The organism is Oceanococcus atlanticus (assembly GCF_002088235.1).
Classification (GTDB): Bacteria; Pseudomonadota; Gammaproteobacteria; order Nevskiales; family Oceanococcaceae; genus Oceanococcus; species Oceanococcus atlanticus.
This window is the reverse complement of the sequence record NZ_AQQV01000001.1, coordinates 787616-813629: the sequence shown is the minus strand read 5'-3', so window position 1 is coordinate 813629 and position 26014 is coordinate 787616. Positions and strand designations below refer to the sequence as shown.

Here is a 26014-nt window from a genome sequence, read left to right as displayed (position 1 = left end):
GGACTAAACGTCATGCGTCATCGTAATTCCGGCCGTCAGCTCGGGCGTGAATCATCGCATCGCAAAGCGATGCTGCAGAATCTGACCAATTCGCTGGTCGAGCACGAACTGATCAAAACCACTCTGCCGCGCGCAAAAGAGTTGCGCCGTGTAGCCGAGCCGCTGATCACCCGCGCCCGCGAAGACTCCGTGGCCAATCGTCGCCTGGTGTTCTCGCGTCTGCGTAACAAGGAAGTGGTGGGTAAGTTGTTCAATGAACTTGGCCCGCGCTACAAGGATCGCAATGGCGGTTACCTGCGCATTCTTAAAGCTGGCTTCCGTCGTGGTGACAATGCTCCGATGGCTTACGTCGAGCTGGTTGATCGCCCGGTAGAAGGCGGTGAGGCCGCAGCGGAGTAAGCTTCGCGCTCGCTAATAAATACGAAAAGCCCCGATTAGATCGGGGCTTTTTTTTGTCCGTCGCCAGCGCTCTGGTGGTGGGGGCTAAATAATTCAAAGAGTTGGCGCAATATTAAGTAGATTGGCACGCTGAAAATTTTCATTACAATGAGGTGTGCGCCTGATAACCGTGTAAGCGGGTCAGTAAAAATATTTGGGGAGAGACAATATGCAGATGTCGAATGCGCCGTTGGCGATGCGGCAATGGGGACGTGCTGCGCTTTTTGCAGTGCTCGCGGTGGGGCCGCTGGGCGCTGCGCACGCGGTGCAGTTTGAAGTCGACATTGGCGATGGCCTGAGCGGCGTGTTGAACACCTCTGCTACGCTTGGTGCCGCCTGGCGTATGCAGAACCGGGCCAGCGATCTGCTCGGCAAAGCCAATCAACTTCCAAGCTTGTGTGGTACCCGGTTTGTCGCTGCCCGTGGCGAGGAGGTCAACTTTCATTCCTGTCAGGGTATCAATCAGAACGATATTCTTCCGGCACAGGCCTTGTCCGGTATTGCCGACGATATTGGCCAGGGCCCGCTGGATGGCATTGGTGGGATAGGCCAGTTCTCGCCCAATTTCGACGATGGCAACTGGAACTATGATCGATACGATATGGTTCAGGCGCCGTTCAAGGTCACTCAGGATTTGAGTTTGACCTACAACGACTATGGTTTCTTTGGTCGTTGGCTGTATTTCTATGATTTCGTCAATAACGACTTTGACGAGTACCATCCCAATCGACTGCGTCCGGGCGATCCTGGGCTGGAGCCGCCGGCGATTGCCGGCTTGCCGATTTCCTCCAATACCTACGGTGGCGCACCAGGGCCGCATTATTCAAAGCGCTCCGATTCGGCTGTTCTTGAACAGATCGGCAGCGATTTCCAACTGATGGATGCGTATTTCTACGGCTATTTCCCCTTTATTGGGGACCGCGAATTAAGCGTCAAAGTTGGGCGGCAGAGCATATCCTGGGGCGAATCCACGATTTTGGTTATCAATTCGCTCAACCAGGCCAACCCGGTCAACGCGAACAATTTGTTCCGCACCGGTTTCGTACCCGAGGAGGTGTTCACCCCGGTGGGCATGATCTACGCGAGTACCGGCTTGACCGACAATCTGTCGATTGAGGCCTACTATCAGTATGAGTGGGAAACGGTGGTTGCTCAGGCACCGGGCGGTTTTTATTCGACGGTGGATTCGGGCACCGAGAATGCCGGTGGCAACACCGCGAGCATCAGTTTTGGTGGTCCGGCAGAGGACCCAACACGGGTCGGTTCTCCGCTGAATAACCCGCTGTCTGCGCTGACGGATTCCAGCACCACGATTTTGCGCCGGCCCGACAATACGCCGTCGGACAGCGGCCAGTTTGGTGTCGCGTTCAAGTACTACGCGTCGGACTTCAACAACGGTACCGATTTCGGCTTCTATTTCATGAACTACCATTCGAAGCTGCCGTATGCGAGCTTCTGGGGTTCAGATTTGTCCTGTGCGCGGACGCATCCCAACGATGGGGCGAATGGCGAGCCCACCGGCGCCAATCTTGGCGTGGATGCGGTCAACTTGCCGACCTTGCTTTTGGCCTGCCCGAATCTGCCTTTGGCGGAACAAATTCTGGCCGGGCAGGGCGCTCTGATTCCGTTGGATGCCCTGGGGTTGGATAATCTTTTGCTCGATCCGGTTGGCGGGGTCATTCAGAACCTGACCGGCAGTGTGCTCGGGCCGATCACCAACGTCACACAGCAGCTCGGTTTGCCGGTGGATTTATCCAACGGGTTGCAGCTGATTGGGACCGGACCTGTCACCGATGCCGTTCCGCTGGACGAGGTAGAGTTTGGTCTGGAGTATCCTGAGAACCTCAAGGTCTACGGGATGAGTTTCAACACCACAGCGGGTGACTTGTCCTTCCAGGGTGAGATTGCCTATCGGCCCAATATGCCAGTGCAGGTGGATCTGGAAGATCTGACATTTGCTGCACTGGGCCCGACGCTGACGAGTTGTCACCGTGCCGTGCACCCGGATTATGCCGGTGCGACATGTGCAGACCCGACCGGGCTGTTGTCTCAGTCTGGTCCGAATACGTTCAATCTAATTCCCGCGACGGGCTCCACAACGGGCAACGGGGGCGATGCGCCTTCGGTACAACGGTCTTTCCCGTCGTATATCACCAGTTATCGTGGTGTCACGGTCGGGGAGAATGATCCTGGGGGCTACATCCGCGGTTGGGAACACGTGAAGTCCCTGCAGTACAACCTGGGCGCGACCTATATTCTGGGGAAAACGGCCAACCCGATCGGTGCGGATCAGGTTATTTTGTTCTTTGAAGTCGGGGCCAATCAGATTCTCAACCCGCCCGAGCGCTGGTTGTATCAGATTGATGCACCTGGCACGCATCGCCATGCCAGTGCCGGCGTGGTGGATACCGACACGGTGGACCCGGCAGATACCAGTTTGTCACCGCAACAGATCCGTCAGGATCATCCGGGCTGTTTGACCGGCATTTGCGTGGCGGGCACCGATGGTCTGCGTTTTAATCCCCAGCAGGAAACCAACAAGTACGCATCCGACTTCTCCTGGGGTTACCGCATCATCAGTTTGCTGCGTTACGAATCGATTGCCCCGGGTATCAGTCTGCAGCCGTTCATTATCCTGGCGCACGATGTTGAGGGGATTTCACCCGGTCCGGGTGAGAATTTTGTCGAGGGGCGCAAGAACTTCTCGATCAACTTCGAGATTCGCTACAAGAATAATTGGGCCTTTTTCCCCGGTTACACGTGGTGGACAGGGGGTGGTTCGCAGAACCTGATGCGCGACAGGGACCAGGCGCAGTTCTACGTGCGCTACCAGTTCTAAACAGGCGAACACGCATCCAAGGCCCGCACGAGCGGGCCTTTTCATTTTTGGCTGAGATGTTGCGGCCCGTGGCTTGCACCGCGCGGGTATGGGTATTTCACGACAATGGCTTGCAACAGTGGCGCTTGTTTGCGGCCTGTGTGCATGCGGCGGCAGCGGTAATAGCGCGGACGCCATCGCGGATATTGCTCAGGACAGAGGCTGGAGCGCGCTTTCAGTCAAAATCCTGAATGTCGGATATCTGGCGAATGCGGGAATCTTTGACGGTGCCTGTGTGATCGGTATTTATCCGCCTGGTGCGGCGGAGTTGGCGGGCACTATCTGGCCGGACCAAGCACCTGTTTTTCAGCATATTGGCGACGCAGTGGCGCAATGCCTGTCAGGCCGGGCGCCTACATTGCTCAGCCTGCCAAGCCACTATGGCATCTTTCTCGATGAGCTGGTTCGGATTGATTACGATGCAGACGTAGACGACTGCGGTCAGCAGTTTGTCGGTGGTTGCTACCAGGAATGGGCAAATCTCGCTGTCGTTTTGCCCGATCGCCTGCTTGGGCTGGTGGGGCTGACAGTCAGCTACGACGAACTGGAATCCGTCGTGGTCGGGCACGAAATCTGGCACATGGTTGCCGGCGACTTTCACAGCTGACTGGTCGGGCGGCACCAGAAACTGGTGCCGGCAGAGGGACTCGAACCCCCAACCTACTGTTTACAAAACAGTTGCACTACCAATTGTGCTATGCCGGCGTATGTTCAATCAGGCCCGCTGTTCTCGCGGGGCGGCATTATAACGGATCAAGGCCGTGTGTCTCTTGCTGGTGCAGGATGAGACCTCGAAAAACCAGATCATCATCGCGTTTCAATGGGATGTCGAGGTAGGGTGCCAACCAAGCGGCGCCTCCACCAGTCAACCACGCATATTCACAGCCCAATTGAATCTGCGCGAGTTTGAAGGAGCGTTCGATCAAACCACAGGCTGTATGCAAAGCTCCGAGTTGCAAGGCCTGCTCGGTGTTGGTGGCCCAACCGAGTTGCGAGGGCATTTGATCGGCAGCTCTGGGCAGGGCGGTTTGCTGGCTGAGTGCCTGGCTGAGCGGCACGGGGCCCGGTGCAATCAGGCCGCCTTGGTGGATGCCTTGATCGTCGCATAAGTCCACCGTGGTTGCCGTGCCCACATCAATAACGCAGCATGCGCTGCCCGCGACCGAGTAAGCCGCGGCCAGTGCGAGAAAGCGGTCGACGCCGAGGCGTTCGGGTTGGCTGTAGCTGTTGCTCAGGCCCAGGCCGTGAGCCGGTGAAGCAGGCCACTCGGATTCAATATCAGCATGGTCAAGTGCGCGTTCGAGTGCATCGCGCAATTGAGGTCGGGCCACGCAGGATACGCTGGCTTTGTGGCTATTGGAGAGCGCACTCAGGTGAACTGCAAAGGCGCTGCCAAGTTGGCCGTCCTGATGGGGAACGGTCTCCACTGGGCTCAGGGTCTGGCCGTCCCATTGGCGCCACTTCAAGCGCGAATTACCAAGATCAATCAGCAACATGCGAAGCTCTCAGGCTGACATCACCGACGCTGAAAAGCTGCTCGCCGCGATCGGTGAGCAATCTGAGTCGGCCCCATTCATCAATGCCCAGCGTCTGACCCGGAATGATGCCCTGGGCGCTTTCGATTTGTACTGCAGCATCGCGGTAAACGTCGTGCGCGGAAAATTGACTCAGGCGCATGCTGATGCGTTGGTTGTCGAGTTCTCGGCACTCGTGCAGCAACGTATCGGCAACGGCCACCGCCAAAGCATTGCGACTGATGGCATGGCCCTGCAGTGCCAAGCTGGTCCAATGCTGGTCTATGGCCTGCTCGTCGCGCATGGCGACATTCAAGCCCAGCCCGATGATCAAGGTGCCTGTACCGTGCAGCTCGCCGCGTTGTTCGATCAGCAGGCCGCCACATTTCTTGCCGCTCAGATACAGGTCGTTGGGCCACTTCAACTGCATGGGGATGTTGAATCGCGCCAGCCGCTCGCAGATCGCTACACCGAGCACCAGACCCAGGGCCGGCAATTTTTCAGGCCATTGATTGAAATCAACACGCAGCGACAAATACAGGTTCTGCCCAAAGGGCGAGTGCCAATGGCGGCCCCGTCGGCCACGGCCTGCGCTCTGATGTTCGGTCAGGCACAGCATGTGATTGTCGCCGTGCTCGGCCAGCCAGCGGTTGCTGGAGTCCACACTCGTCAGAATACGGACGTCGCACGCCCCATGGCCGGCGGCTCTCAGGCCTGCAAGTATGTTTGCCCCGTCGAGCAGTTCAATGGCGGGGCCCAGTTGGTAGCCACGCCCGCTTTGCGAGGCCACCTCGAGCTGCCACTCGGACAGGCGCCGAACGCGTTTGGAGACGGCTTCGCGGCTGATGCCCAGGGTCTGTGCCAGATCGGCGCCAGAGACCCACTCGCCATCGGCCAGTTGGTGCAGCAGGATCAGTTGCGGATCATCTGGCGTCATGAGCGGGGTTTGATCAGCATGACCTTTTCAAAGCGGTTTTCGTTGCCGCGCAGCAGGCGCTGCAGGTTTTCGCGGTGGGTCCAGCTCAGCAGCAGCAGCATGCCCAGCGCAAATGCGCCCGGCAATGACCATAGGCCTGCTGCAGAAAAACAGGCTACCTTGAGGGTTATCAGTACCGTCGCCGTGAGCACGCTGAGACTGACGTAGCCGCTCAGCACCAGCACGATGACAAAACCGCCCAGTCCCCATAGCAGGGCGATCGGGAGCAAGGCTGCGCACGCACCCAGGCCGCAGGCCACGCCTTTGCCGCCTTTGAATCCGGCCCACGGTGAGTAGATATGGCCGAGCACGGCAAGGCTGCCGCAGGCCCAGGGCAGCCAGATCGGCGCCTGCTCGACCAGTTGCGGCAAGCCGGCCGCGGCCAGCCAGGCCTTGCCGGCGTCTATGAGCAGCACGATCAGCCCCATCTTGATGCCGCCGCTGCGCAGGGCGTTGGTGGCGCCCAGATTGCCGCTACCGCTGCGGCGTAGGTCGAGGCCGCGCAGGTGGCCGACAATCTGCCCGCCGAGCAGGCTGCCGAGCAGGGCGGCGAGCAGCAGTGCGAGCACGCTCATCCGATATCCACGTGATAGTTGAGCGCCGTATCGTCGGGCGAGAAGTGGCCGCGATACAGCGCATCGATGCGCTCGGCGTAGCGTTGCAGAATGTGCCGCCGACGTGGTTTGTGGGTTGGGGTGAGCATGTGGTTGTCGGTGGTCCACGGCTCGTCGAGCAGCGCCACCCGATGAATCTGGGCAAAACGCGGGTGGTTGTCGAGATCCTGCTTGAGCCGGGCGAGCAGGGCGGGCAGAAGATCCGGATCATTCTGGTGCATGCCCTGGGTCTGACAGAACTCGTCCAGGGCCACCTGATTGGGCACGATCAGGGCGGTCAGGAACGGTCGCGCTTCGCCGATCACAATCACCTGCTCGACCAGTTCGTCGAGCATCAGTTCCTGCTCCAGCAGGGCCGGTGCGGCTTTCTCGCCATTCGACATGACGATCAGCTCCTTGATACGCCCGACCACATAAAGGCGGTCGCTGTGCAAGCGGCTGATTTTGTCGCCGGTACTCAGCCAGCCGTCGGCGCTGAGCACGGCGGCCGTGGCTTCGTCATCGTGCCAGTAGCCAAGCATCACGTTGGGGCCGCGCACCTGCAGTTCGCCGTTGCTGCCGCGCCGCGTTTCCACCCCGGGCAGCGGTAGGCCCACGCTTTCCGGATCGTTGTCGTCGGGATGGTTGGTGCTGACCACCGGTGAAGCTTCGGTCAGACCGTAGCCCTGAACGATAGGCAGGCCGAGTCCGATAAAGGTTTTGGCGATCTCCGGCGACAGCGGTGCGCCGCCGGATACGGCCAGGCGCACGCGGCCACCCAGGGCATCGAGCACGCTTTTTCCGAATTGACGGGCCAGCATTTGCCCCAGGTGATCCAGCGGCGGGCGCGGGCCGCGCTTCTGTTCGTACAGAAAGTGGCGCCAGCCCGCATCGCGGGCCAGATCGAACATCACGCGCAGCAACCATGGGCGTTTTTTCACGCGACGCTGGATCATGGTGTAGAAGCGTTCGAACACGCGTGGCACCGAGACCAGCACGGTCGGGCGCACTTCGCGCAGATCGTCGGTCAGATGCTTGATATCGCGGTTGAAGGCGACCTCGGCGCCGGCCAGGATCGCATGGTAGTAGCCGGCTGTGCGCTCAAACATATGCGCCAGCGGCAGAAAAGACAGCGCGATATCGCCGGCCACCATGGGAATCACCTGGTGACAGGCTTTGACATTGCTGAGTATGTTGCGATGGCTGAGCATCACGCCTTTGGGCTGGCCTGAGGTCCCCGAGGTGTAGCAGATCACGGCCAGATCGTCGGCCTGGATCGGGTGGCGGCTGCGCGGTGCTGCGCCGGTCTGGTCCAGCCAGTTGGACAGCGCGATGACGCGCTCATCGTCGTTGTATCCGGAGGCCGGTTTGAGCGCGACCACGCGCCTGATCTGAGGCAGCGCATGATTGGCGCTGATGGCCTGCCACCACTGCGGATCTTCGACCACCAGCAGGCTTGCCCCGGCATGCTCCAGCGTGGAGCCGGCGCTGCCGGCGGTGTCTTCACTGAACAGCGCCACCACCACCAGCCCCAAGCTTTGCGCGGCGATGTCGGCGGCGATCCAATCCGGCCGGTTGCTGGCCATGATGGCGATGCGCTCGCCGGGTTCCAGCTGCTCGTTGGCGAGCGAAGCCGACCAGGCATTCACCCGACTGGCCAGATCATTCCAGGTGTAGCTGTGCCAACGATTCAAACCCGGCAGATATTGCCGATACGCGGGTTGACCTGGTGAGGCCGCCACCCGGGCCTGGAACAGATCAACCAGGGTATGAATCTTGGAGATGTCGAGCTGCTTGGGTTTGTCGCTCATAGTCTGGGCCTGCCGGAATGGCGAATTGTAACAACTGTCCACGCACCGGTTCTGCTAATGTTGCTGACGGGATAAAGGTGCAGGAGCGAGGATTGGGCGACGACGCGCGCGAGACCGAATTGCTGGCGCAAATTCAGGCGCTGCGTGATCAGTTGGCGGCCGAAAAGCTGGCGGCTGAAAGTCAGCGCCAGGAGATGGAGCAGTTCGCTTTCGTAGCCTCGCATGATCTCAAGGAACCGCTGCGCATCGTGGCCAATTACCTGGGGTTGCTGCGTCGCCGGTATGGCGCGCAACTCGACGATGCGGCGCATGATTACCTCAGTACGGCGCTGGATGCGACTGTGCGGATGCGTCAGTTGATCGACAACCTGCTGGAATTTTCACGCGCGCAGGCGCTGGATGCCGAAGTCCAGAGTTTGCGTCCGGCTGTGGATCGGGCGCTGCAGAATCTGGCCCAACTCATCGCCGACAACGATGCCGAAATCGAGGTCGGGCCGCTGCCGCAGGCGCAGATTGACGCGATGCAAATGGCCCGGGTATTCCAGAACCTTATCGCCAATGCACTGAAATACCGCTCGGATCAGCGGCCCCTGGTGAAAATCAGCGCCCAGCGTGAAGCTGGCCTGTGGCGTATCCGTGTCGAGGACAACGGTATGGGGATTGCGCCGGAACATCAGCAGCGCATCTTCCAGATGTTCAGTCGTTTACATGCGCGTGATGAGATTGAGGGCACCGGTATTGGTCTCGCCACCTGCCAGCGCATTATCGAACGGCATGGCGGGACCATCGATGTGCAGTCCAGTGCCGGGCAGGGCGCCTGTTTCAGCTTCACCCTGCCGGCCGGGCAGGGCGACACCGCGACGTGAGCGGCGTGCTGGTCAATGTGGACAGCTCCGCGCTGGTCTGCGTGATCATTGCACTGGGTATGGGGGTGGCCTTTTTGGTCGCCGATGCGCGCTCGTTGACCACGCGCATGCTGTCGGCGTTTCTGCTCAGCATCGGCGCAGCGATCTTTCTGAATGTGACGTTCGTGCGTCCTTACGCGCCGCAAGACTTGCCCTGGATGTCTTATCTGGCGCCCTGCGCCAGCGCCTTGAGCATGATTTTTGGTGCGGAATGGATATTGCGCATTCGACGCACCGTGCCGGCCGGTGCCTTGCGTACCCGCTTTGGTGACTTGCAATTCCGTATGGCCCAGGTTTTTGCCGTGATCTATGCCCTGTTGGGTATGTGGTTTAACGATTTGCGTGCGGAGTATTTTCTGGGTGCTCTGGGCCGGCCGGGATGGGTTGCCCAACCCGAGTTCTGGCTGTTTGCCACACCCTTTGTGCTGGCCGTGCTGTGCGTGATTGACGGCACACTGATCACCCTCAATCGCAAGCCCGATCATGCTGAGGTGGTGCGGCTGGGCGGCATCGCCATGGCTGCTCCCCTGATCGCGGCCGGCTTGTTGCTGCCGCCGCCGCTGGCGTCGTTCAGTTCGGCGCTGGGTTTGATGGTGTTTCTGATCGCGGCGGTGCAGTACCACGTGCTGCAGGGTCAGCGTGGCCAGTTTCTGCGTCGCTTCCTGTCGCCATCGGTGGCCGAACTGGTGCGTCGTGACGGGCTGGTCCGGGCCATGCAGCAGCAGAAGCTGCCGGTGGCCGCGGTGGCCTGCGATCTGCGTGGTTACACCGATTTCGCGTCCAATCGGGATTCCGCCGAAGTGATCGCCGTGCTGCAGGATTTCTATGATCAGGTCGGTATCGAAGCGGCGGCCCACGGCGCTACCATCAAGGATTACGCAGGCGATGGCGTGTTGTTGCTGCTCGGCGCCCCGCTGCCGGTGGATGGGCATGCGCGTCAGGCGTTGCATATGGCGGCGTGTATCCGTCGGCGTTGTGAACAGCTTTTTGCACAGCGCGGGATTGCCCTGGGGCTGGGCGTCGGCGTGGCCAGCGGGCAGGTCAGCGTCGGGGTGATCGGACAGCAGCGACTGGAATACGTGGCGGTAGGTCGCGCGGTCAATCTAGCGGCACGGCTGTGCCAGAATGCCGCGCCGGGCGAGATTCTGTGTGATGACGACACACTGGCCCAGGTTGAGGACCAGGGGCGTTTTGTCAGCGGCGAGCTGATGCGCCTGAAAGGTTTTGTAGAGCCGGTCCAGACCTGGCTTTTGCCCGCCTTGTGAACCCGTATTGAGCCCAGGCATGAGCGACATCAAGATTTTTACCACCGGTGGCACCATCGACAAGGTGTACTACGACGCCAAAAGTGATTTTCAGATCGGCGATCCGCAGATCGAACCGATACTGCAGGAAGCCGGTGTGACCTTGAGTTTTGAGGTCCAGTCCCTGCTGCGCAAAGACAGTCTGGAAATGACCGACGAGGACCGTGCACGAGTTCGTGAGGCAGTCCAGCAGGATAGCCATCAGCGCATACTGATTACCCACGGCACCGACACCATGATCGATACCGCTCTGGCTCTGGGCGATTGCGCGGATAAAACCGTGGTGCTGACCGGCGCCATGCAGCCGGCGCGTTTTCGCATCACCGATGCGGTTTTCAATGTCGGATTTGCGCTGGGCGTGGCGATGAGCCACCCGGCCGGCGTTTATGTGGCCATGAACGGCCAGGTTTTTGACCCGCGCAAAAGCGTCAAAAATCGGGCCGAGGGCCGTTTCGAAGCAAGCCAGTGAGCACGTTTTTGCTGGTCTTGCTGCTGATCGGCCTGTTCCTGGCCGGCACCTTCGTGACCGCTTACCGCCTGCTGCAGATACTGTCGCGGCGTGAGCGTGACATTGACCCGGCCAAACTGCGACGCTGGGATGATGACGACGAAGACAGCGATCGCTGGTAAGAAAAAACCCCAGCGGGCTGAACCGGCTGGGGTTTTTTTACGTCTTGGGGTTTACCAGATGCTGCCGGAATCGCCGGCGGTTTTGCCGAAGGTGTAGCCCACACCCACGCTCCACTCGTCGAGATCCAGTTCTTCGTAGCTTTCGTAGCGGGCCAACACGACCCAGTTACCGAAGTTGTAGCCCACGCCAGCGCCGTACAGGGTCTCTTCGTCGCTGTCGTATTCGCGGTACTTGTATTGCGCGTTGACTTCGAGATTGTCGAAGACCAGGGCACGGATGCCGCCGGTCAGACCGTAGCCGTCGGTGCGGCCATTGGACGGCAGGACCAGGGCCTTGGAGGTGGTTTGTCCGGCCATGGCGTCGCAAATGCCCAGCAAACCGAGCAAACCGCCCAGCGGGCTGTCGCACAGTGCGTTACCGCCACCGTCGCCGCCATCGCCGCCACCGGCGGAGGTGGCCACGTCGAGGTCAATCTGTTCCCAGGTTGCAGCAGCGTAGAGCTGCACGGTGCGCGCTTCGTTAAGGGCAAAGTTCATGCCCAGACCGCCTGAGAAGAATTCCAGGTCGGCATCGCCGGTGGAGTCGTCAAAGGTGCGGGTGGAGTAATCCACCGTTGCGAACAGGTATTCGGTCAAAGCAACGTTGAGGTCGATGCCGTATCCGTCACCGCTCAAATTGCCCAGCTCGGAGTCGATGTAACGGGCGTTGAGGCTGTTGAACAGAATCGCGTCATCGGCGGCCAGTGCGCTGCCGCTCGCCAGCAATGCAGCGGCGGCCACAGTGTGTTTGAACATGGTCAAATCCGTTTGTGGTTGGGAGGAGAAATGGTCCGCTGACTATGCGGCAGTCCTGTGACCTTGGCAATACTGCACTTGACGTACGTGGGGCTAAGTTGGTCAGGCCGGTTTTTGTGGCTGCGCTTCAAAGCCGAAGTGGGCGGTCAACGTGGTGTTGCCCAGATGCTTCACCGCAATAGGGTCTTTGCCCAAAAGCACCGTCAGACCTGCGTTTTCAGGCTTGTCCAGCACCTCAGGCAGGGCTTCGTCGGAGAGGCTGTGGCCGTCCTTGTCGCGCAACCAGCGGGTCAGCGCCATCAGGTCCTGATCGTGAACCAGTGCAGGGCCGCGCGCAGTTTGCGCGATGACATCGCCATCTGCGCTGATCCAGAAGCGCTCAATGACATCCAGCGGCTGCCCGGTATGGTCTTCCAACGCTAGTCTGTCCGCCTCGGGCTGGGCGATGCGCGCAATCCACGGTGTGGCTTCGAGAGCCACATGCACCCGTTGCGGACCATTCTGGAAGGCGTAGCCACCGTCATCGAGCGGGCCGTAATTGCGGTTGATGAACGCAATCAGGTTGGGGTTGGTCACAGATTCATTGCGCAGCAGCCACTGGCCGCGTCGGGTCAGGCTGAGCCAGCCGTAGACATCGGGTACGTTAGGCCATTGCTGCAGGGCGCGTTTGACGCGTTCGTCCATAACCGGAGGGCTGTGTGCTGGCCTTGTATTGTAGACCGTGAAGATACGCTGGGGGCTGCGCTGGATGGCCATTGCGGCACTTGTGCTGGTGGTCTTGCTGTGGCCGGACGGGCGCTGGCGGCCTGGCGCAGCCACCCCTGTCGGGCCAACGCCTGCACCGCTGAGAATTGTCTGTGTGGGTGGCGAGAAGTTCATGCGTTGCCCCAGCGATTGCGAGGTTGACGCGCGTGGCCAGGCCGCGTGCCGGTGCCAGGATTTCTATTATCAACGTGGCAATCAACCTCTGACGTTCAGCCATAGCCTGTGCCGTTGACTACACTAGGCGCTGTTCCCCGCTTTGTGCGCGCCATGTCTGAATATTTCGCAACCTGTCCACGTGGTGCTGAGCAGCTGCTCGCGGCTGAGCTGGCGCGCCTGGGTGTGGATGATCCGCAGCCCACCCGTGGTGGTGTGGCGTTCAGCAGTACGGCGGCGGATGTGGCTTACCGGGTGTGCCTGTATTCGGCGTTGCATCAGCGTTTGCTGCTGATACTCGGGCGTTTTCAGGCGCGCACCCCGGATGAGCTGTATGCCGGGGTGCAGCAGGTCGACTGGTCGGAGCACCTGGCGGTGGACGGTACCCTGCGCATTGATGCCAAGTTGCGTGACACCGAGCTGGGCAAGCCGCATTTCGCGGCCTTGCGGGCCAAGGATGCCATTGTTGATCAGTTTCGCGCGCGCTTTGATCAGCGCCCGTCGATTCGGATGCGCAGCCCGGATCTGCGCATTGATCTGTTCGTGCACCGTCAGTCGGTCCAGCTGGCCACTGACCTTACCGGCGTGTGGAAGGCCGAAACACCTTCCGGCGCCGTGGGCGATGGCATTGATGCGGCGCTGGTGCTGGGCGTGCTCAAGCAGTGGCCGGCCGACGTGGTGATCGCCGGAGCCGCCCATGTGGATGTCATCGCCCAGGCGGCAATGCGCGCCTCGGCGGCCGCGCCCGGCTTGCTCAAACATGATTTCGGTTTTGCTGGCTGGCTCGGCCATGTACCGGCGCGATGGCAGCGCCTGTGCGACGAGGCGCGTCAGGCCCAGCACGCCGCACCGGATGAGCAGCATCCGCGCATCCATGTCTACGAGCCCGATCTCAAGCGTTTGGGGCGGGCGCGTCGACACGCCAAAGCCCTCGGTCTTGAAGCCTGGGTGCAGTGGCATGATCAGGGCGCCTGGAAGATGAAGCCGCCAGCCGCCAGCGGTGTTTTGCTGGTCTGCCCGTCGCGTGATGACAGTGCCCAGCAGGCCGCGGTCGAGCATGCTGCGCGCAGCCGTTTTGAGGGTTGGCAGGTGGTACACCGCAGCGAGTCCGGCGAAACCCAGGGGCGGGCCTGGCGTGGCAAGGCGCAGCAGGTGCTGAAAGTCAGTCGCGGCAAACGCTATATGCAGGTTCAGCTGTTCGACCTGAGCACGCATACGCGACCCCTCGCGGCGTCGCCGGCGCCGCGCCAGCCCGTGGCGGAAACGCTTGCTGAGCCGACCGTCGAGCCGGCCCCCGATCTGATCAATCGCTTGGGCAAGAATCACAAGCATCTGCGTCGCTGGGCATTGCGCGAAGGGGTCGATTGCTATCGCCTCTACGATGCTGATTTGCCCGAATATGCGGCCGCAGTCGATCTGTATCACGGCGATGCGTTGTGGGCCGTCATCCAGGAATATGCGGCGCCGGCCAAGCTGCCTGACGCGGTTGCTGCCGAGCGTTTGCAGCAGGTCGTTGATGGTGTGCGGCGGGTGCTGGACCTGCCGCCGCAGCGTGTGGTGGTGAAGACGCGCCAACGCCAGCGTGGTCAGGCGCAATATGAAAAGCTGGGGCGCGATGGTGATTTCCACGTGGTCCAGGAAGGCGGGTTGAAGTTGCTGGTCAACTTCACCGATTACCTCGACACCGGCCTGTTTCTTGATCATCGCAGCGTGCGTGCGGAGCTCGGACGCCAAGCCCCGGACCGGCACGTGCTGAACCTGTTCGCCTACACCGGTGTTGCCACGCTGCACATGGTTGCAGGTGGGGCCAAGTCGAGCACCACGGTGGACATGTCGCGCACCTATCTGTCGTGGGCCAAGCGCAATCTGCTGCTCAACGGCCTGCACGGCAATCAGCACCAGTTCGTGCAGGCCGATTGTCTGCACTGGCTGGCCGAACAGGCCAAGGACCCGGCGAGCAAACGCTATGGTTTGATCTTCATGGATCCGCCGACCTTTTCGCGCTCCAAGCGCATGCAGGATACGCTCGATATCCAGCGCGATCATGTGAGCCTGATCCGCCAGGCGGTGACCTTGTTGCGGCCTGGAGGCGAGCTGTTCTTCTCCAACAATTTCCGCCGTTTCAAGCTGGACGAGGCGGCGCTGAGCGATCTGGTCATCCGTGACATCACGGCGGCCACCTTGCCCGAGGACTTCAAACGGCGACCGCGCATCCACTACTGCTATCGCATACAGCGCGCCTGAGTGCGCTGCGGTCTCCCCATCTGCAACCGCCGCGCAGGGAACGTTTCAGCGGATTGCTGCGTGTAGTCAGCACGCGCCATGACCGGCGCATCACGACAAGACTTTGGGGAAAACCGTGACGAAAACAATGCCGTGGGGAGCAGCCCTGCTGGCCGGCGCTCTGGTGTGGGCAGGGGCAGCATCCGCAGACGACAACAAAATGACGCCGCAATTGCTTGAGCGCGCCAGCACTGGTGCGGTCAGCGTGGTGGTGGAAATGCGTGATCAGGCCGATCTGTCCGGCGCCGCCGCAATCCGCGATAAGGCGGCCAAGGGGGCGTTCGTGGTCTCGCGCCTGAAGACGCATGCGCAGAGCACGCAGGCGCCGGTTCGCAGTGTGCTCGAGGCCGCGGGTGTGTCATACCAGTCGTACTGGCTGGCCAATGTGGTGCATTTGGACGCGGCTGCGCCTGTGCTGCGTCAGCTCGCCGCATTGCCGGGTGTGGCTGCCATCCATGCCGTGGCCAAGCCGGATTTCAGTCAGGCGCCGGCGCCGATGACGCCCAAGGACGAAGACGAGCTTGAGATGAGCATCGAACCAGGGATTCAACTGGTTGGCGCTCCGGCGGTCTGGGATCTGGGTATTCGTGGCCAGGGCGTGGTGGTGGGTGATCACGACATCGGCGTGGAATGGGAGCACCCGGCGCTGATCCGGCAGTACCGTGGTTGGGATGGTCTGAATGCCGACCACAGCTACAACTGGCACAACGCGTTCGGTGCGCTGGATCCGTTCTGCAGTGATCCGGCGGTGCCCTGCGATTCGCATGGCCATGGCACCCACACCACCGGCACCATGGTTGGGGATGATGGAGCCGGCATGCGCATCGGCATGGCGCCCGAAGCGCAATGGATGGCCTGTCGTTCGCTGCTTGATCCGGTGGTCGGGGTGGGCACGTTGCCGACCTATCTGGATTGCATGCAGTGGTTTGTAGCGCCGTACCCGGCAGGTGAGCCGGACATGGCCGACCCGAGCCAAGCGCCTGATGTGATCAACAATTCCTGGGGCTGTGTCGAGGCCTGCCCGCCTGACATTCTCAAGGCTGCCAATGAAGCCACCGAGGCGGCCGGCATCGTGCAGGTTGTTTCCGCCGGTAACGATGGCCAGGGCGAAGACCTGAGCTGCTACACCTTGTTGTTCCCGCTGGCCATCTACGAGAGCAGCTTCACCGTCGGGGCGAGCGATTTCGAAGACCAGATGGCGAGCTTTTCCAGTCGCGGTCCGGTGCTGTCGGATCTGTCCATGCGCACCAAGCCGGATGTGACGGCGCCCGGGGTTGGGGTGCTGTCATCCACCATCGATGGAGAATATGCCGCGTATTCCGGAACCAGCATGGCCGGGCCGCATGTTGCAGGCCTGGTGGCATTGCTGATTTCGGCCGAGCCGTCGCTGCGCGGCCAGGTTGCGCTGATCCGTCAGATCATCGAAAGCACTGCTATTCCGCTGCAGACCGAAGAAAACTGTGGCGGCACGGCCGAGGGCGAAAAGAGCAATGTCTTCGGCAGCGGTCGTATTGATGCGCTGGCCGCGGTGCTGGCGGCGCCGGGCATGCTGGATGAGGCCTCGGGCGACGGCAACAGCGATGAGCCGCCGCAGTCCGGTGGTGCGCGTGGTGATGCTGGCGTGCGCGGTGGTGGCGCTTTGGGCCTGTGGCTGTTCAGCCTGGCTGGTTTTGTACTGCTGGGACGCCGTCGTCGCGCTTGAGAAATGCAGTGCTCAGCTTGAGGCTGTCCAGAAACCCGTCAACCAACTGTTCGGCCTGGGCTTCCAGGTCGAACAGGTCGGGAGCGAACAGCCAGTTGGTGAGCAGGCCGCGTATCCACGCATGCACGGCCAGTGATGCGGTGCGAGTGTCGAGCTGACTCGGCAATTGCCCGCGCCGTATCGCGTTTTCCAAAGTTCTCTGGGTGCGCGCAACGCCATCCCGGTAGTACTGATTGTGCAGCTCGATGATCGGGCCCATGCACTCGATCTGTTCGCAACGCAGGAACAGCACGTCGAGCACGCGCTGTTGATGCGGATCGCTCACGGTGTGCTGCAACACCGTCACTAGCAGATTGCGCAGCTGGCCTAGCGGATCCGGTTCATCCGGATTGGCCGACTCATCCGCCAGCGCCTGAATCGGCGTGTGGATGCGTTCGTGCATCTGATTGAACAAATCCACCTTGTTGCGGAAATGGCCATAGATGGCCCCGCGTGTCACGCCGGCGGCCGCCGCGATGTCGTTCAAGGAGGTGTGCGACACCCCTTGCTTGCGAAACACCTGTTCGGCGGTATCAAGAATCAGATTGCGGGTTTCCAGCGCTTCGGCTTTGGTTTTTCGGGCCATTTTTGGTGTTTTGTCATGCGGCCGGGGCCGACCGGGAGAACCGTGCCGGGCGCCACATGGTTGCGTGTCTTCGGGGGCAGGTCAATTTGCTTGTATACATTCATGAATGTATATAAAGTAACACGTCCGATCCCCCCGATGCTTGCCCATGTCCTGTTCTCCGATTGCGCGTGGCCGCGTTCGGTCGCATATCCATCCTGCGGCACTGCTGCTGCTGGCAGTCGCCGGCGTGACCGCTTGCAGCGATTCGTCAGCGCCGCCGAGTGATGAGTCGGCGGAGTTGCAGGTGGGGGTGTTCACCCTGCGCAACCAGGCGGTTGAGGTCACCACCGATCTGCCGGGGCGCACCACGCCTTACCGGGTGGCTCAGGTGCGCCCGCAGGTTGGCGGCGTTATCCAGCAGCGGCGCTTTGAAGAGGGTGCGCGGGTTGAGGCCGGTGAGCTGCTGTATCAACTGGACGACAAGGTGTATCGCGCTCAGGTCGAGCAGGCCAAGGCGGAGCTGGACAAGGCGCAGGCCACGGTACAGTCGGTTGAAGCCAATACCCGGCGCATTCGCGAGGTGGTTGGCAGCGGCGCCGTCAGTCAGCAGGAATTTGACGACGCACGCGCGCGGCTGGCCGAAGCCAAGGCCGACGTGGAGCTGGCCAGGGCGCGTCTGGAAACGGCGCGCATAGATCTGGAATACACCCGCATTGCGGCCTCCATCGATGGCCGGATTGGGCGTTCCTTCGTCACCGAAGGTGCGCTGGTCACCGCCAATCAATCGGCCGAGCTGGCTCAGATTACCCAGCTGGACCCGATTTATGTCGACATTCCGCGCTCTTCGGCCGAGGTGCTGGCGTTGCGTCAGGCGCTGGCCGAAGGGCGTTTGCAGCAGGCCGAATCCGGGCGAACCCAGGTGCGACTGATGCTGGAGGATGGTTCGGAATACAGCCACAGCGGTGAGCTGCAGTTCTCTGATGTCACGGTGGATCGCGACACCGGCAGCGTGACCCTGCGTGCGATTTTCCCCAATCCGGATCATCAGTTGCTGCCGGGCATGTACGTGCAGGCTCGTGTCACCGAAGGGGTGCAAACCCAGGCTTTGCTGGTGCCGCAACAGGGCGTAACCCGTGATCGGCAGGGCCAGGCGACGGCCTTGCGGGTCAACGCCGACGGCTCGGTGGAAAAGCGGGTGCTGCAGGCCGACAAAGCCATCGGCCAGTTCTGGCTGATCAGCGAGGGTCTGTCCGCCGGCGATCAGGTCATCGTCAATCAGCTGCAGCGCGTCAGCCCCGGCGATCAAGTCACTACCGAGGATGCCGGCATTCAGCCGTATGCCGCTGCCGGCGAGCAGGGCGCACGCCTGAGCGCGGCCACCGAGGCAAGCAATGGTTAATTTTTTCATCGATAGGCCCATCTTTGCCTGGGTTATCGCCATTGTGATCATGCTCGCTGGGGCCCTGGCCTTGCGCTCGTTGCCGGTCGAGCGTTTTCCCACGGTGGCGCCGCCATCGGTGGAGGTCCGGGCCCAGTACCCCGGGGCGTCAGCGCAGACCCTGACCAATTCGGTGACCCAGGTCATCGAGCAGCAAATGACCGGTGTCGACGGGCTGCTGTACATGGGCTCAAGCAGTGATTCCACCGGCAATGCCCGCATCACGCTGACCTTTGAGCCAGGCACCGACCCCGACATCGCGCAGGTCCAGGTCCAGAACAAGCTGCAGCTGGCCGAGCCACGTCTGCCGCAGGCCGTGCAGGACCAGGGTGTGCAGGTGGTCAAGGCCAACTCCAACTTCCTCATGGTGTTGGCGCTGATTTCAACCGACGGTCGCCTCGACCGCACCGACCTAGCTGATTTCATCGCCACCGATCTGCAGGACCCGATCGGACGTGTGACCGGCGTTGGCACCACCCAGCTGTTCGGTGCTCAGTACGCCATGCGCATCTGGCTTAATCCCACCCGGCTGACCCAGTACGAGCTCACCGTGGGCGATGTGATCTCGGCCATTGAAGTGCAGAACGCTCAGGTCACGGTCGGCCAGCTGGGTGGTCTGCCGGCGATTCAAGGGCAGCAGCTCAATGCCACCATCACGGCGCAAACCCGCCTGGAATCCGCAGACCAGTTCCGCCGCATTCTGATCAAGACCGACAGCGATGGCGCGCGTGTAACTCTCGGCGACATTGCCCGGGTGGAGCTGGGTGCCGAGGACTACAGCATCGAGTCCTACTATGCCGGCCAGCCTTCGTCCGGCATGGGGATCAATCTGGCGCCGGGGGCCAATGCACTGGACACCGCCCTGCGTGTGCGCGAGCGCATCGCCGAGCTGGAAGCCTACTTCCCCGAAGGGGTTGAGGTGCGTTTTCCCTACGACACCACGCCGTTTGTCAGCACCGCCATCCATGAGGTCTACAAGACTCTGTTCGAGGCTGTGCTGCTGGTCTTTTTGGTCATGTTGCTGTTCCTGCAGAACCTGCGCGCAACCCTGATTCCGACGCTGGCCGTGCCGGTGGTGTTGCTCGGCACCTTCGGCGTCATGGCGGTGGCCGGGTTTTCGATCAACATGCTGACCATGTTTGGCATGGTGCTGGCCATTGGTCTGCTGGTCGATGACGCCATTGTGGTGGTTGAGAATGTTGAGCGCGTCATGCATGAGGAAGGCCTGCCGCCGCTGGAGGCGACCCGCCGTTCCATGGGCCAGATCACCGGCGCCCTGATTGGTATTGGCGTGGTCCTTTCGGCCGTGTTCGTGCCAATGGCCTTCTTTCCAGGTTCCACCGGCGCGATCTATCGTCAGTTCTCCCTCACCATTGTCACCGCCATGTCCTTGTCGGTGCTGGTGGCGCTGGTGTTCACGCCGGCCCTTTGCGCAACCTTGCTGAAGCCGCCGCAGGAGGAAGATCACGGCCCGTTGAAACGCTGGTTGGGTTGGTTCAATCGTGGCATGGACAAAGGCACGCGTGGCTATCAGGCGTCGGTCAGCCATATCGCAAAGCGCACCGGCCGCTACACCCTGATTTATGTCGCGATTATCGCGGTACTGGGGGTTCTGTTCATGCGCTTGCCGACGGCGTTCCTGCCCGAGGAAGACCAGGGGCTGCTGCTGACCCAGGTGGTTTTGCCACAGGGTGCAACACAGGAACGCACGCTGAAAACCGTCGGAGAGGTGGGTGATTACTACGCCGCGCTGGACAGTGTCGAGGGCGCCTTCACCATCGCCGGGTTCGGCTTTGCCGGGCGTGGCCAGAATGTCGGCCTGGCCTTCGTCAATCTGAAGCCCTGGGAAGAGCGAGATCCGCAGACGGAAAGCGCCATGGCCATTCTGGATAGCACCAATGAGCCATTTTCCAAGATCAAGGACGGCATGGCCTTCGCGTTCAACCTGCCGCTGGTGCGAGGCCTGGGCAACGCCACCGGTTTTGATTTGCAGCTTCAGGACCGCGGTGGCATTGGGCATGAAGCGCTCAGTGAGGCGCGCGACACCCTGATCAAAAAGGCCAATGACAGTCCCATATTGTCCAAAGTGCGGGCCAACGGTCAGGAAGACACACCGCAATACCGCATCGATATCGACTACCAAAAAGCACGCGCGCTGAGCATCCCGCTGGCCGAGATCGGACAGATGCTGTCGGTGGCCTGGGGATCACGCTACGTCAATGATTTTCTCGACAATGGCCGCGTCAAACGCGTGTATTTGCAGGGTGATGCCCCGTACCGCATGTTGCCCGAGGATTTCAGTCACTGGTATCTGCGCAACAGCCATGGCGACATGGTGCCGTTCAGCAGCATTGCCAGCGGGCACTGGGATTACGGCTCGCCGCGACTGGAGCGCTACAACGGGGTGCCGGCGATGCAGATCCTGGGAGAGCCGGCTGAGGGCTACAGCTCCGGTCAGGCCATGCAGGAGATGGAAGCACTGGTGGCTTCGCTGGGGCCGGGCATCGGTTTCGAGTGGACCGGGGTGTCGTTGCAGCAGCAGCAATCAGGTTCCATGGCGCCGTACCTGTACATGATCTCGATCATCGTGGTGTTTCTGTCGCTGGCCGCCCTGTATGAAAGCTGGAGCATCCCGTTCGCGGTGATTCTGGTGGTGCCGCTGGGTGTGTTGGGCGCGGTGCTGGCGGCATTGAGTCGCGATCTGACCAACGACGTGTTTTTCCAGGTCGGAATTCTGACCACGATCGGTCTGGCGGCCAAGAACGCCATTCTGATTGTTGAATTCGCCCGCGATTTGCAGGAGCAGGGCAGAGATATGTTGTCAGCAGTGTTGGAGGCGGCACGCATACGCTTGCGCCCCATCCTGATGACCTCGATGGCGTTCACCTTGGGGGTAACCCCGCTCGCGCTGAGCTCCGGCGCGGGTGCCGCGGCCCGTGTGGCGATAGGCTCCGCGGTGTTTGGCGGGATGTTGGCCGCAACCTTTCTGGCCATTTTCTTCATCCCGCTGTTCTACCTCCTGGTGACCCGCTGGGCTGGCCGTCGAAACCCCACGACCCAGCCCGTTACCGCCGGCAGTTGACCCCACTGTCGCGGTAAACTGAGCGTGGGCCACCGTCCAAGGTGGCCCACGTTTTTTCAACGGCTTCGTTCATGCGCCCACTTCCCCCTGGTTTTGCCCGTCATCGCTGGACCGGCTTCACGCTGCTGGCGGTCACCTTTGTGCTTGGCTTTTTCCATCGCATCGCACCGGGTGTGGTGGCGCCCGACCTGATGGCCAGCTTCAGTATTTCAGCCGCTGCGCTGGGCACTCTGGCGGCGGTGTATTACTACATCTACACCTTGCTGCAGATTCCTGCCGGCATCCTGTCGGATACCCTGGGGCCGCGTTACACCGTGGGCCTGGCCGGGCTGATTGCGGCCATGGGGACCGTGATGTTCGGGCTGGCCGAGGATTTCACCACCGCCTCGATCGGGCGCATGCTGGTGGGCTTGGGGGTCTCCTTCACCTTTGTTGGTCTGATGAAGTTCAACACCCTGTGGTTTCCCGAGAATCGCTACGGGGTGGTGTCCGGACTGACGCTGCTGATCGGCAATGCCGGAGCGGTGCTGGCCGCAACGCCGCTGGCCCTGGTGCTGAATGTCGCAACCTGGCGCGAGGTGTTCGTTGGGGTGGGTGTGGTCGGTGCACTGCTGGCGGCCTCGACCTTGCTGCTGCTGCGCAACCACCCGCGCGATGCCGGCTATCCCGACATCCAGACGCTGCAGGGTTTGCCCCCGCATCCGCCGGCACACCGGCACTGGAGTCGCGAGCTGTACGGGGCGCTGAGCAATCGCCACGTGTGGCCGGTGTTCCTGGTCATGTTCGGCCTGGTCGGCACCGCCCTGGCGTTTGTCGGTCTGTGGTGCGTGCCCATGATGCAGGACGTGCACGGCGCCTCGCGCACGGCCGCGGCCAATTGCGCCACGGTCATGCTGATTGCCACCGCAGTGGGTTCGTTCTTTGGCGGCACGGTCTCCGATGCGCTGGGGCGTCGCCGCCCCATGGTGGTGGTGTGCGCGCTGGGCGTGCTGGCCAGCTGGCTGGGCTTGCTGTTTCTGCCCTGGACGCCAGGCTGGTCGGCCTGGCTGTTGCTGGGCCTGCTGGGTCTGTGTGCCGGTGGCAGCACGGTCTCTTACGCGGTGGCCAAGGAAGTCGCGCCCCCGCTGTTTGCGGGCATGTCGATCGCCGTGGCCAACACCGGCCTTTTCGCCGGCGCGGCGGTGGCCCAGCCGCTGTTTGGGTGGGCTATGGACGTGCTGTGGCAGGGTGAGCTGGTCAATCAGCTGCGTGTGTACGAGTGGATCGATTACCGCCGTGGGCTGTATCTTTCCGCCGGGCTGGCCTTGATGGGGCTGCTGGTCAGCCTCACCCTGAAAGAAACATACTGCCGCAACATCAACTGGAAACCCGCTGATCATGGTTGACCAAGCCGAACTCGAACTTTTCCGCGACAACGTTCGCCGCTTTCTTGAAGAAGAGGCACAGCCGCACTACGAACAGTGGGAGAAAGACGGCATCGTGCCCAAATCGTTCTACCGCAAGATGGGTGAGAACGGCTTGCTGTGCGTGGATCAACCAGAAGAATATGGCGGCATCGGCGCGCCGTTCGAGTTCTCCGTGGTGGTGCTGGAAGAAGCTGCGCGCATGGGGTTTATGGCGCTGGCCAGCAATCTCAGCGTGCATTCGGATATCGCCGCCCCGTACATCCTGCATCTGGGCAGCGAAGAGCAGAAGCAGTTTTACCTGCCGCGCATGGCCAGCGGCGAATGCATCGGCGCCATCGGCATGACCGAACCCGGTGCGGGCTCGGATTTGCAGGGCATTCGCTCGCGCGCTGATGCTGATGGTCAGGGCGGTTATGTGGTCAATGGCGGCAAGACCTTCATCACCAACGGGCAGAATGCCGGTGTGGTGGTTGCCGCGATCAAGACCGACCCGGCGGCCGGTGCCAAGGGCACCACGCTGTTTCTGCTCGACACCGATCAGGACGGATTCTCACGCGGGCGCAACCTGGAAAAAATCGGTCAGCATGCCGCTGACACCTCCGAACTGTTCTTCAAGGACATGAAAGTCGGCGCCGACAAGGTACTGGGTCGGCTCGGCGGCGGCTTCGGTCATCTGATCGATGAACTGCCGCGCGAGCGCCTGGTGCTGGCCGCCATGGCCGTGGCGCACGCGCGCGGAGCATTGGAACGCACAGTGGCCTATGTGCAGGAGCGCAAGGCATTCGGGCAGAGCATCGCCAGCTTCCAGAACACGCGCTTTACCCTGGCGCGTCTGAAATCCGATATCGAGGTCCATCAGGCCTACGTCAACGAATGCTCCGGCAAGTACCAGCGTGGCGAGATGGATGTGCCGACCGCGGCCATGATCAAGTACGCCACCACCGAACTGGAAGGGCGTGTGGTCGACCAGTGCCTGCAGCTGTTCGGCGGCTACGGCTACATGAGCGAATACCCGATCTCGCGTGATTTTGTTGACGCGCGCATCCAGCGCATCTACGGCGGTACTTCGGAAATCATGCTCGAAGTGATCGCCCGTTCGGTGCTGGGGCGCTAAGCCGGCGCTGCCCGGCAGAACGGTTTTTGCAGCAAGCTGCGCTAGCCGCAGTGCTTCAGCGCATGCGCGTTGCGCTCCAGGGTGTGACGCTCGATGGCATCGAAATCAGCGAGTAAGACCTCGGCCGGGCGTGGCTTATGAACGAAGCGCTGGGCCAGGATGCGACCGCGTGCCTTGATTTCGAATTCGTCGATGACGCGGAAGCCTTCCTCGGCAAACTGGCGCCCTTCCTCGCTCATGTCCAGCGGCGGGGCGCCTTTGAAAACACCGCGGATGGTGTCCCCGTCGACTTCGTAGCTGGCATAGCCGATGCCGACAAACTCCTTGGCCGACCAGCTCTGCGGGCCGTTGTCATCGAACAGGCGGATCGAGGCGCCGCCTGTGCCGACCATCATCTGCACGTAACCCAGCAGATTGGGCAGGCCCAGCATCATGGGTACGGAGCGCTGGTAGACGTGGTCGTGGCCCACCAAAGCTACATCGACCCCGTAACGCAGGAAAATATTCTCTTCCAGGGCAACCAGGGTGGGGTTGGCCGGTGAGCGTCCTTCCTGGTCGGTCCAGATGGTGAAATGCTGCATCACCACGATGAAATCGATCTGCCCGGCAGCCCGGCGCAACGCGGCATTGGCCAGATCCAGTTCGATATTGGCCAGTTCGACAGGCAGGGTGCCATCGCCGATCAGGGCGCCGGCCGTGGTGACCAGGAAGTGCACACGGTTGTAGTCGAAGCTGTAGAAGCTGTTGGGCGGCTCGGCACCGAAAAGATCGCTGGTTAGGGTGCCGGGGTGGGTAAAGCGATTCTTGAACGCATCGCCACCAAAATCCTTTTGTTCATGGTTACCGGGCGCGGTCATGGTCACGCGCTCGCTCATGATCGGCGACATCAGCTCAAACCAGTCGTCCCAGATCGGCTGGTCGCCATTGGCATAGGACAGATCGCCGGCAATCAGCAGCAGATCGTAGTCTTCCTGGCTGAGCGCCTGGGTCAGCTGTTCCGCGCGATGGTTGACGCCCTGATCGCCAAAATGAACAAAGCGCCAGGTGTCGCTTGGGGTGGTCTGCACGACCTTGACCGGCGAGAAACCCGCGGCGGAGCCCACCCGATAGCGCAGCGGCAGCTCCGGGTCGATCTCGAAACGTGCCCGATGGGTGTAGGCGTCAATGCCTGTTGTGGGTTCAGACTCGGCCTCAACCTGATGGCGCAGCGGCGCGGTTTGAATCTCCTGGGCGCTCATGCCGGGCGTGACTACGTCATATTCGACAACGGACTGTGGGGCTTCGACGCCATCGGTAAACCAGGTCACCGCGCGTGAGCTGTGCGCATCACCCGGCAGACTGACGTGCAGGCCGCGGGGCTGAAACGGCGAGATACTGCGCTGCGGGGCGAATCCGCGGCCACCATTGCAGCCCGGAAGCAGCAGCCCGGCACCGGCTCCCAGACCGAGGCGGCGAAGCATTTGACGGCGGGTCAGTGAGGTGGATGCGGACATGTTGGGCGACCTGTGGAATCAACCCGGCAGCTTAGGGCGTGCGCATGACACTGGTGTGACGCTCGCATGCGTGGCGACAAGGTCGGGAACGTGCTGCAATGCGCAGTCGATCTGGCTTGCAGGAGAG

The 26014-nt window shown here is 61.5% G+C and carries 22 protein-coding genes and 1 tRNA gene; 14 read left to right on the top strand and 9 right to left on the bottom strand.

Going from position 1 to position 26014, the window contains the following annotated elements; all coding sequences use genetic code 11:
- Positions 1 to 12 precede the first annotated feature (12 nt).
- The 3 genes from rplQ (at position 13) to ATO7_RS03765 (ending at position 3923) form a co-directional block, all read left to right on the top strand.
- Complete coding sequence (rplQ, locus tag ATO7_RS03775; RefSeq protein ID WP_083559650.1) at positions 13 to 399, top strand: 50S ribosomal protein L17; 387 nt, start codon at positions 13 to 15, stop codon at positions 397 to 399.
- A gap of 208 nt (positions 400 to 607) precedes the next feature.
- Positions 608 to 3277, top strand: a complete 2670-nt coding sequence (locus ATO7_RS03770; protein ID WP_083559648.1) for a DUF1302 domain-containing protein — start codon at positions 608 to 610, stop codon at positions 3275 to 3277.
- A gap of 73 nt (positions 3278 to 3350) precedes the next feature.
- The gene (locus ATO7_RS03765; RefSeq protein ID WP_146680130.1) at positions 3351 to 3923 is read left to right on the top strand and encodes a hypothetical protein; all 573 of its coding nucleotides are present in this window, start codon (positions 3351 to 3353) and stop codon (positions 3921 to 3923) included.
- 22 nt (positions 3924 to 3945) lie between these two features.
- On the opposite strand, the gene ATO7_RS03760 is transcribed toward ATO7_RS03765, so the two are convergent.
- The 5 genes from ATO7_RS03760 to ATO7_RS03740 all read right to left on the bottom strand — a co-directional run bounded on the left by ATO7_RS03760 (position 3946) and on the right by ATO7_RS03740 (position 8210).
- Positions 3946 to 4021: transfer RNA gene (locus ATO7_RS03760), tRNA-Thr, on the bottom strand.
- Between the two features lie 38 nt (positions 4022 to 4059).
- On the bottom strand, positions 4060 to 4812 hold the full coding sequence (locus tag ATO7_RS03755) for a type III pantothenate kinase (RefSeq protein WP_083559644.1): 753 nt from the start codon (positions 4810 to 4812) through the stop codon (positions 4060 to 4062).
- Entirely contained in the window at positions 4799 to 5767 is a 969-nt protein-coding gene (locus ATO7_RS03750) for a biotin--[acetyl-CoA-carboxylase] ligase (protein ID WP_083559642.1), read from the bottom strand. The genes ATO7_RS03755 and ATO7_RS03750 overlap by 14 nt, the downstream gene beginning before the upstream one ends.
- Positions 5764 to 6381: a glycerol-3-phosphate acyltransferase gene (locus tag ATO7_RS03745; RefSeq protein WP_146680129.1), complete on the bottom strand. Its 618-nt coding sequence runs from the start codon at positions 6379 to 6381 to the stop codon at positions 5764 to 5766. Before ATO7_RS03745 ends, ATO7_RS03750 begins: the two co-directional genes overlap by 4 nt.
- Positions 6378 to 8210, bottom strand: a complete 1833-nt coding sequence (locus tag ATO7_RS03740) for an AMP-dependent synthetase/ligase (RefSeq protein ID WP_083559640.1) — start codon at positions 8208 to 8210, stop codon at positions 6378 to 6380. The genes ATO7_RS03745 and ATO7_RS03740 overlap by 4 nt, the downstream gene beginning before the upstream one ends.
- A 92-nt stretch (positions 8211 to 8302) precedes the next feature.
- On the opposite strand from ATO7_RS03740, the gene ATO7_RS03735 reads away from it, so the two are divergent.
- From ATO7_RS03735 to ATO7_RS16900, 4 genes are read left to right on the top strand one after another with little or no spacing between them, the layout of a single operon-like run.
- Positions 8303 to 9076, top strand: coding sequence for a sensor histidine kinase (locus ATO7_RS03735; RefSeq protein ID WP_158523024.1), 774 nt, complete (start codon positions 8303 to 8305; stop codon positions 9074 to 9076).
- Entirely contained in the window at positions 9073 to 10380 is a 1308-nt protein-coding gene (locus tag ATO7_RS03730) for an adenylate/guanylate cyclase domain-containing protein (protein ID WP_083559635.1), read from the top strand. Before ATO7_RS03735 ends, ATO7_RS03730 begins: the two co-directional genes overlap by 4 nt.
- Positions 10381 to 10399: 19 nt before the next feature.
- On the top strand, positions 10400 to 10888 hold the full coding sequence (locus tag ATO7_RS03725; RefSeq protein WP_083559634.1) for an asparaginase: 489 nt from the start codon (positions 10400 to 10402) through the stop codon (positions 10886 to 10888).
- A complete protein-coding gene (locus ATO7_RS16900; RefSeq protein WP_158523023.1) occupies positions 10885 to 11049 on the top strand; it encodes a hypothetical protein in 165 nt (54 codons plus the stop codon). The genes ATO7_RS03725 and ATO7_RS16900 overlap by 4 nt, the downstream gene beginning before the upstream one ends.
- A gap of 51 nt (positions 11050 to 11100) precedes the next feature.
- Here ATO7_RS16900 and ATO7_RS03720 read toward each other — a convergent pair whose 3' ends face one another.
- Entirely contained in the window at positions 11101 to 11844 is a 744-nt protein-coding gene (locus ATO7_RS03720; RefSeq protein WP_083559632.1) for an outer membrane beta-barrel protein, read from the bottom strand.
- Positions 11845 to 11946: 102 nt separating this feature from the next.
- Positions 11947 to 12528 carry a DUF2946 family protein gene (locus tag ATO7_RS03715; protein ID WP_158523022.1) on the bottom strand — a complete coding sequence of 194 codons (582 nt, stop codon included), beginning with the start codon at positions 12526 to 12528 and terminating at the stop codon, positions 11947 to 11949.
- Between the two features lie 37 nt (positions 12529 to 12565).
- Between ATO7_RS03715 and ATO7_RS16895 the strand changes: the two genes are divergently transcribed.
- The 3 genes from ATO7_RS16895 (at position 12566) to ATO7_RS03705 (ending at position 16747) form a co-directional block, all read left to right on the top strand.
- Positions 12566 to 12841, top strand: coding sequence for a hypothetical protein (locus ATO7_RS16895; protein ID WP_158523021.1), 276 nt, complete (start codon positions 12566 to 12568; stop codon positions 12839 to 12841).
- 35 nt (positions 12842 to 12876) lie between these two features.
- A complete protein-coding gene (gene rlmKL / locus ATO7_RS03710) occupies positions 12877 to 15006 on the top strand; it encodes a bifunctional 23S rRNA (guanine(2069)-N(7))-methyltransferase RlmK/23S rRNA (guanine(2445)-N(2))-methyltransferase RlmL (protein ID WP_083559628.1) in 2130 nt (709 codons plus the stop codon).
- 115 nt (positions 15007 to 15121) lie between these two features.
- Complete coding sequence (locus tag ATO7_RS03705) at positions 15122 to 16747, top strand: S8 family serine peptidase (RefSeq protein ID WP_146680128.1); 1626 nt, start codon at positions 15122 to 15124, stop codon at positions 16745 to 16747.
- Here ATO7_RS03705 and ATO7_RS03700 read toward each other — a convergent pair.
- Positions 16701 to 17372 (bottom strand): TetR family transcriptional regulator, encoded by a 672-nt coding sequence (locus ATO7_RS03700; protein ID WP_083559624.1) that lies wholly within the window; start codon positions 17370 to 17372, stop codon positions 16701 to 16703. The two genes, ATO7_RS03705 and ATO7_RS03700, sit on opposite strands and share 47 nt — an antisense overlap.
- Positions 17373 to 17520: 148 nt before the next feature.
- Between ATO7_RS03700 and ATO7_RS03695 the strand changes: the two genes are divergently transcribed.
- The 4 genes from ATO7_RS03695 (at position 17521) to ATO7_RS03680 (ending at position 24394) form a co-directional block, all read left to right on the top strand.
- A complete protein-coding gene (locus tag ATO7_RS03695; RefSeq protein ID WP_083559622.1) occupies positions 17521 to 18753 on the top strand; it encodes an efflux RND transporter periplasmic adaptor subunit in 1233 nt (410 codons plus the stop codon).
- On the top strand, positions 18746 to 21874 hold the full coding sequence (locus tag ATO7_RS03690) for an efflux RND transporter permease subunit (RefSeq protein ID WP_083559620.1): 3129 nt from the start codon (positions 18746 to 18748) through the stop codon (positions 21872 to 21874). The genes ATO7_RS03695 and ATO7_RS03690 overlap by 8 nt, the downstream gene beginning before the upstream one ends.
- Before the next feature lie 71 nt (positions 21875 to 21945).
- Positions 21946 to 23259, top strand: a complete 1314-nt coding sequence (locus tag ATO7_RS03685) for an MFS transporter (protein WP_083559619.1) — start codon at positions 21946 to 21948, stop codon at positions 23257 to 23259.
- Positions 23252 to 24394 (top strand): acyl-CoA dehydrogenase family protein, encoded by a 1143-nt coding sequence (locus ATO7_RS03680; RefSeq protein ID WP_083559617.1) that lies wholly within the window; start codon positions 23252 to 23254, stop codon positions 24392 to 24394. Before ATO7_RS03685 ends, ATO7_RS03680 begins: the two co-directional genes overlap by 8 nt.
- A gap of 41 nt (positions 24395 to 24435) precedes the next feature.
- Here the strand turns inward: ATO7_RS03680 and ATO7_RS03675 are convergent, their stop codons facing one another.
- Positions 24436 to 25887: a metallophosphoesterase gene (locus tag ATO7_RS03675; RefSeq protein ID WP_083559615.1), complete on the bottom strand. Its 1452-nt coding sequence runs from the start codon at positions 25885 to 25887 to the stop codon at positions 24436 to 24438.
- Positions 25888 to 26014 lie beyond the last annotated feature (127 nt).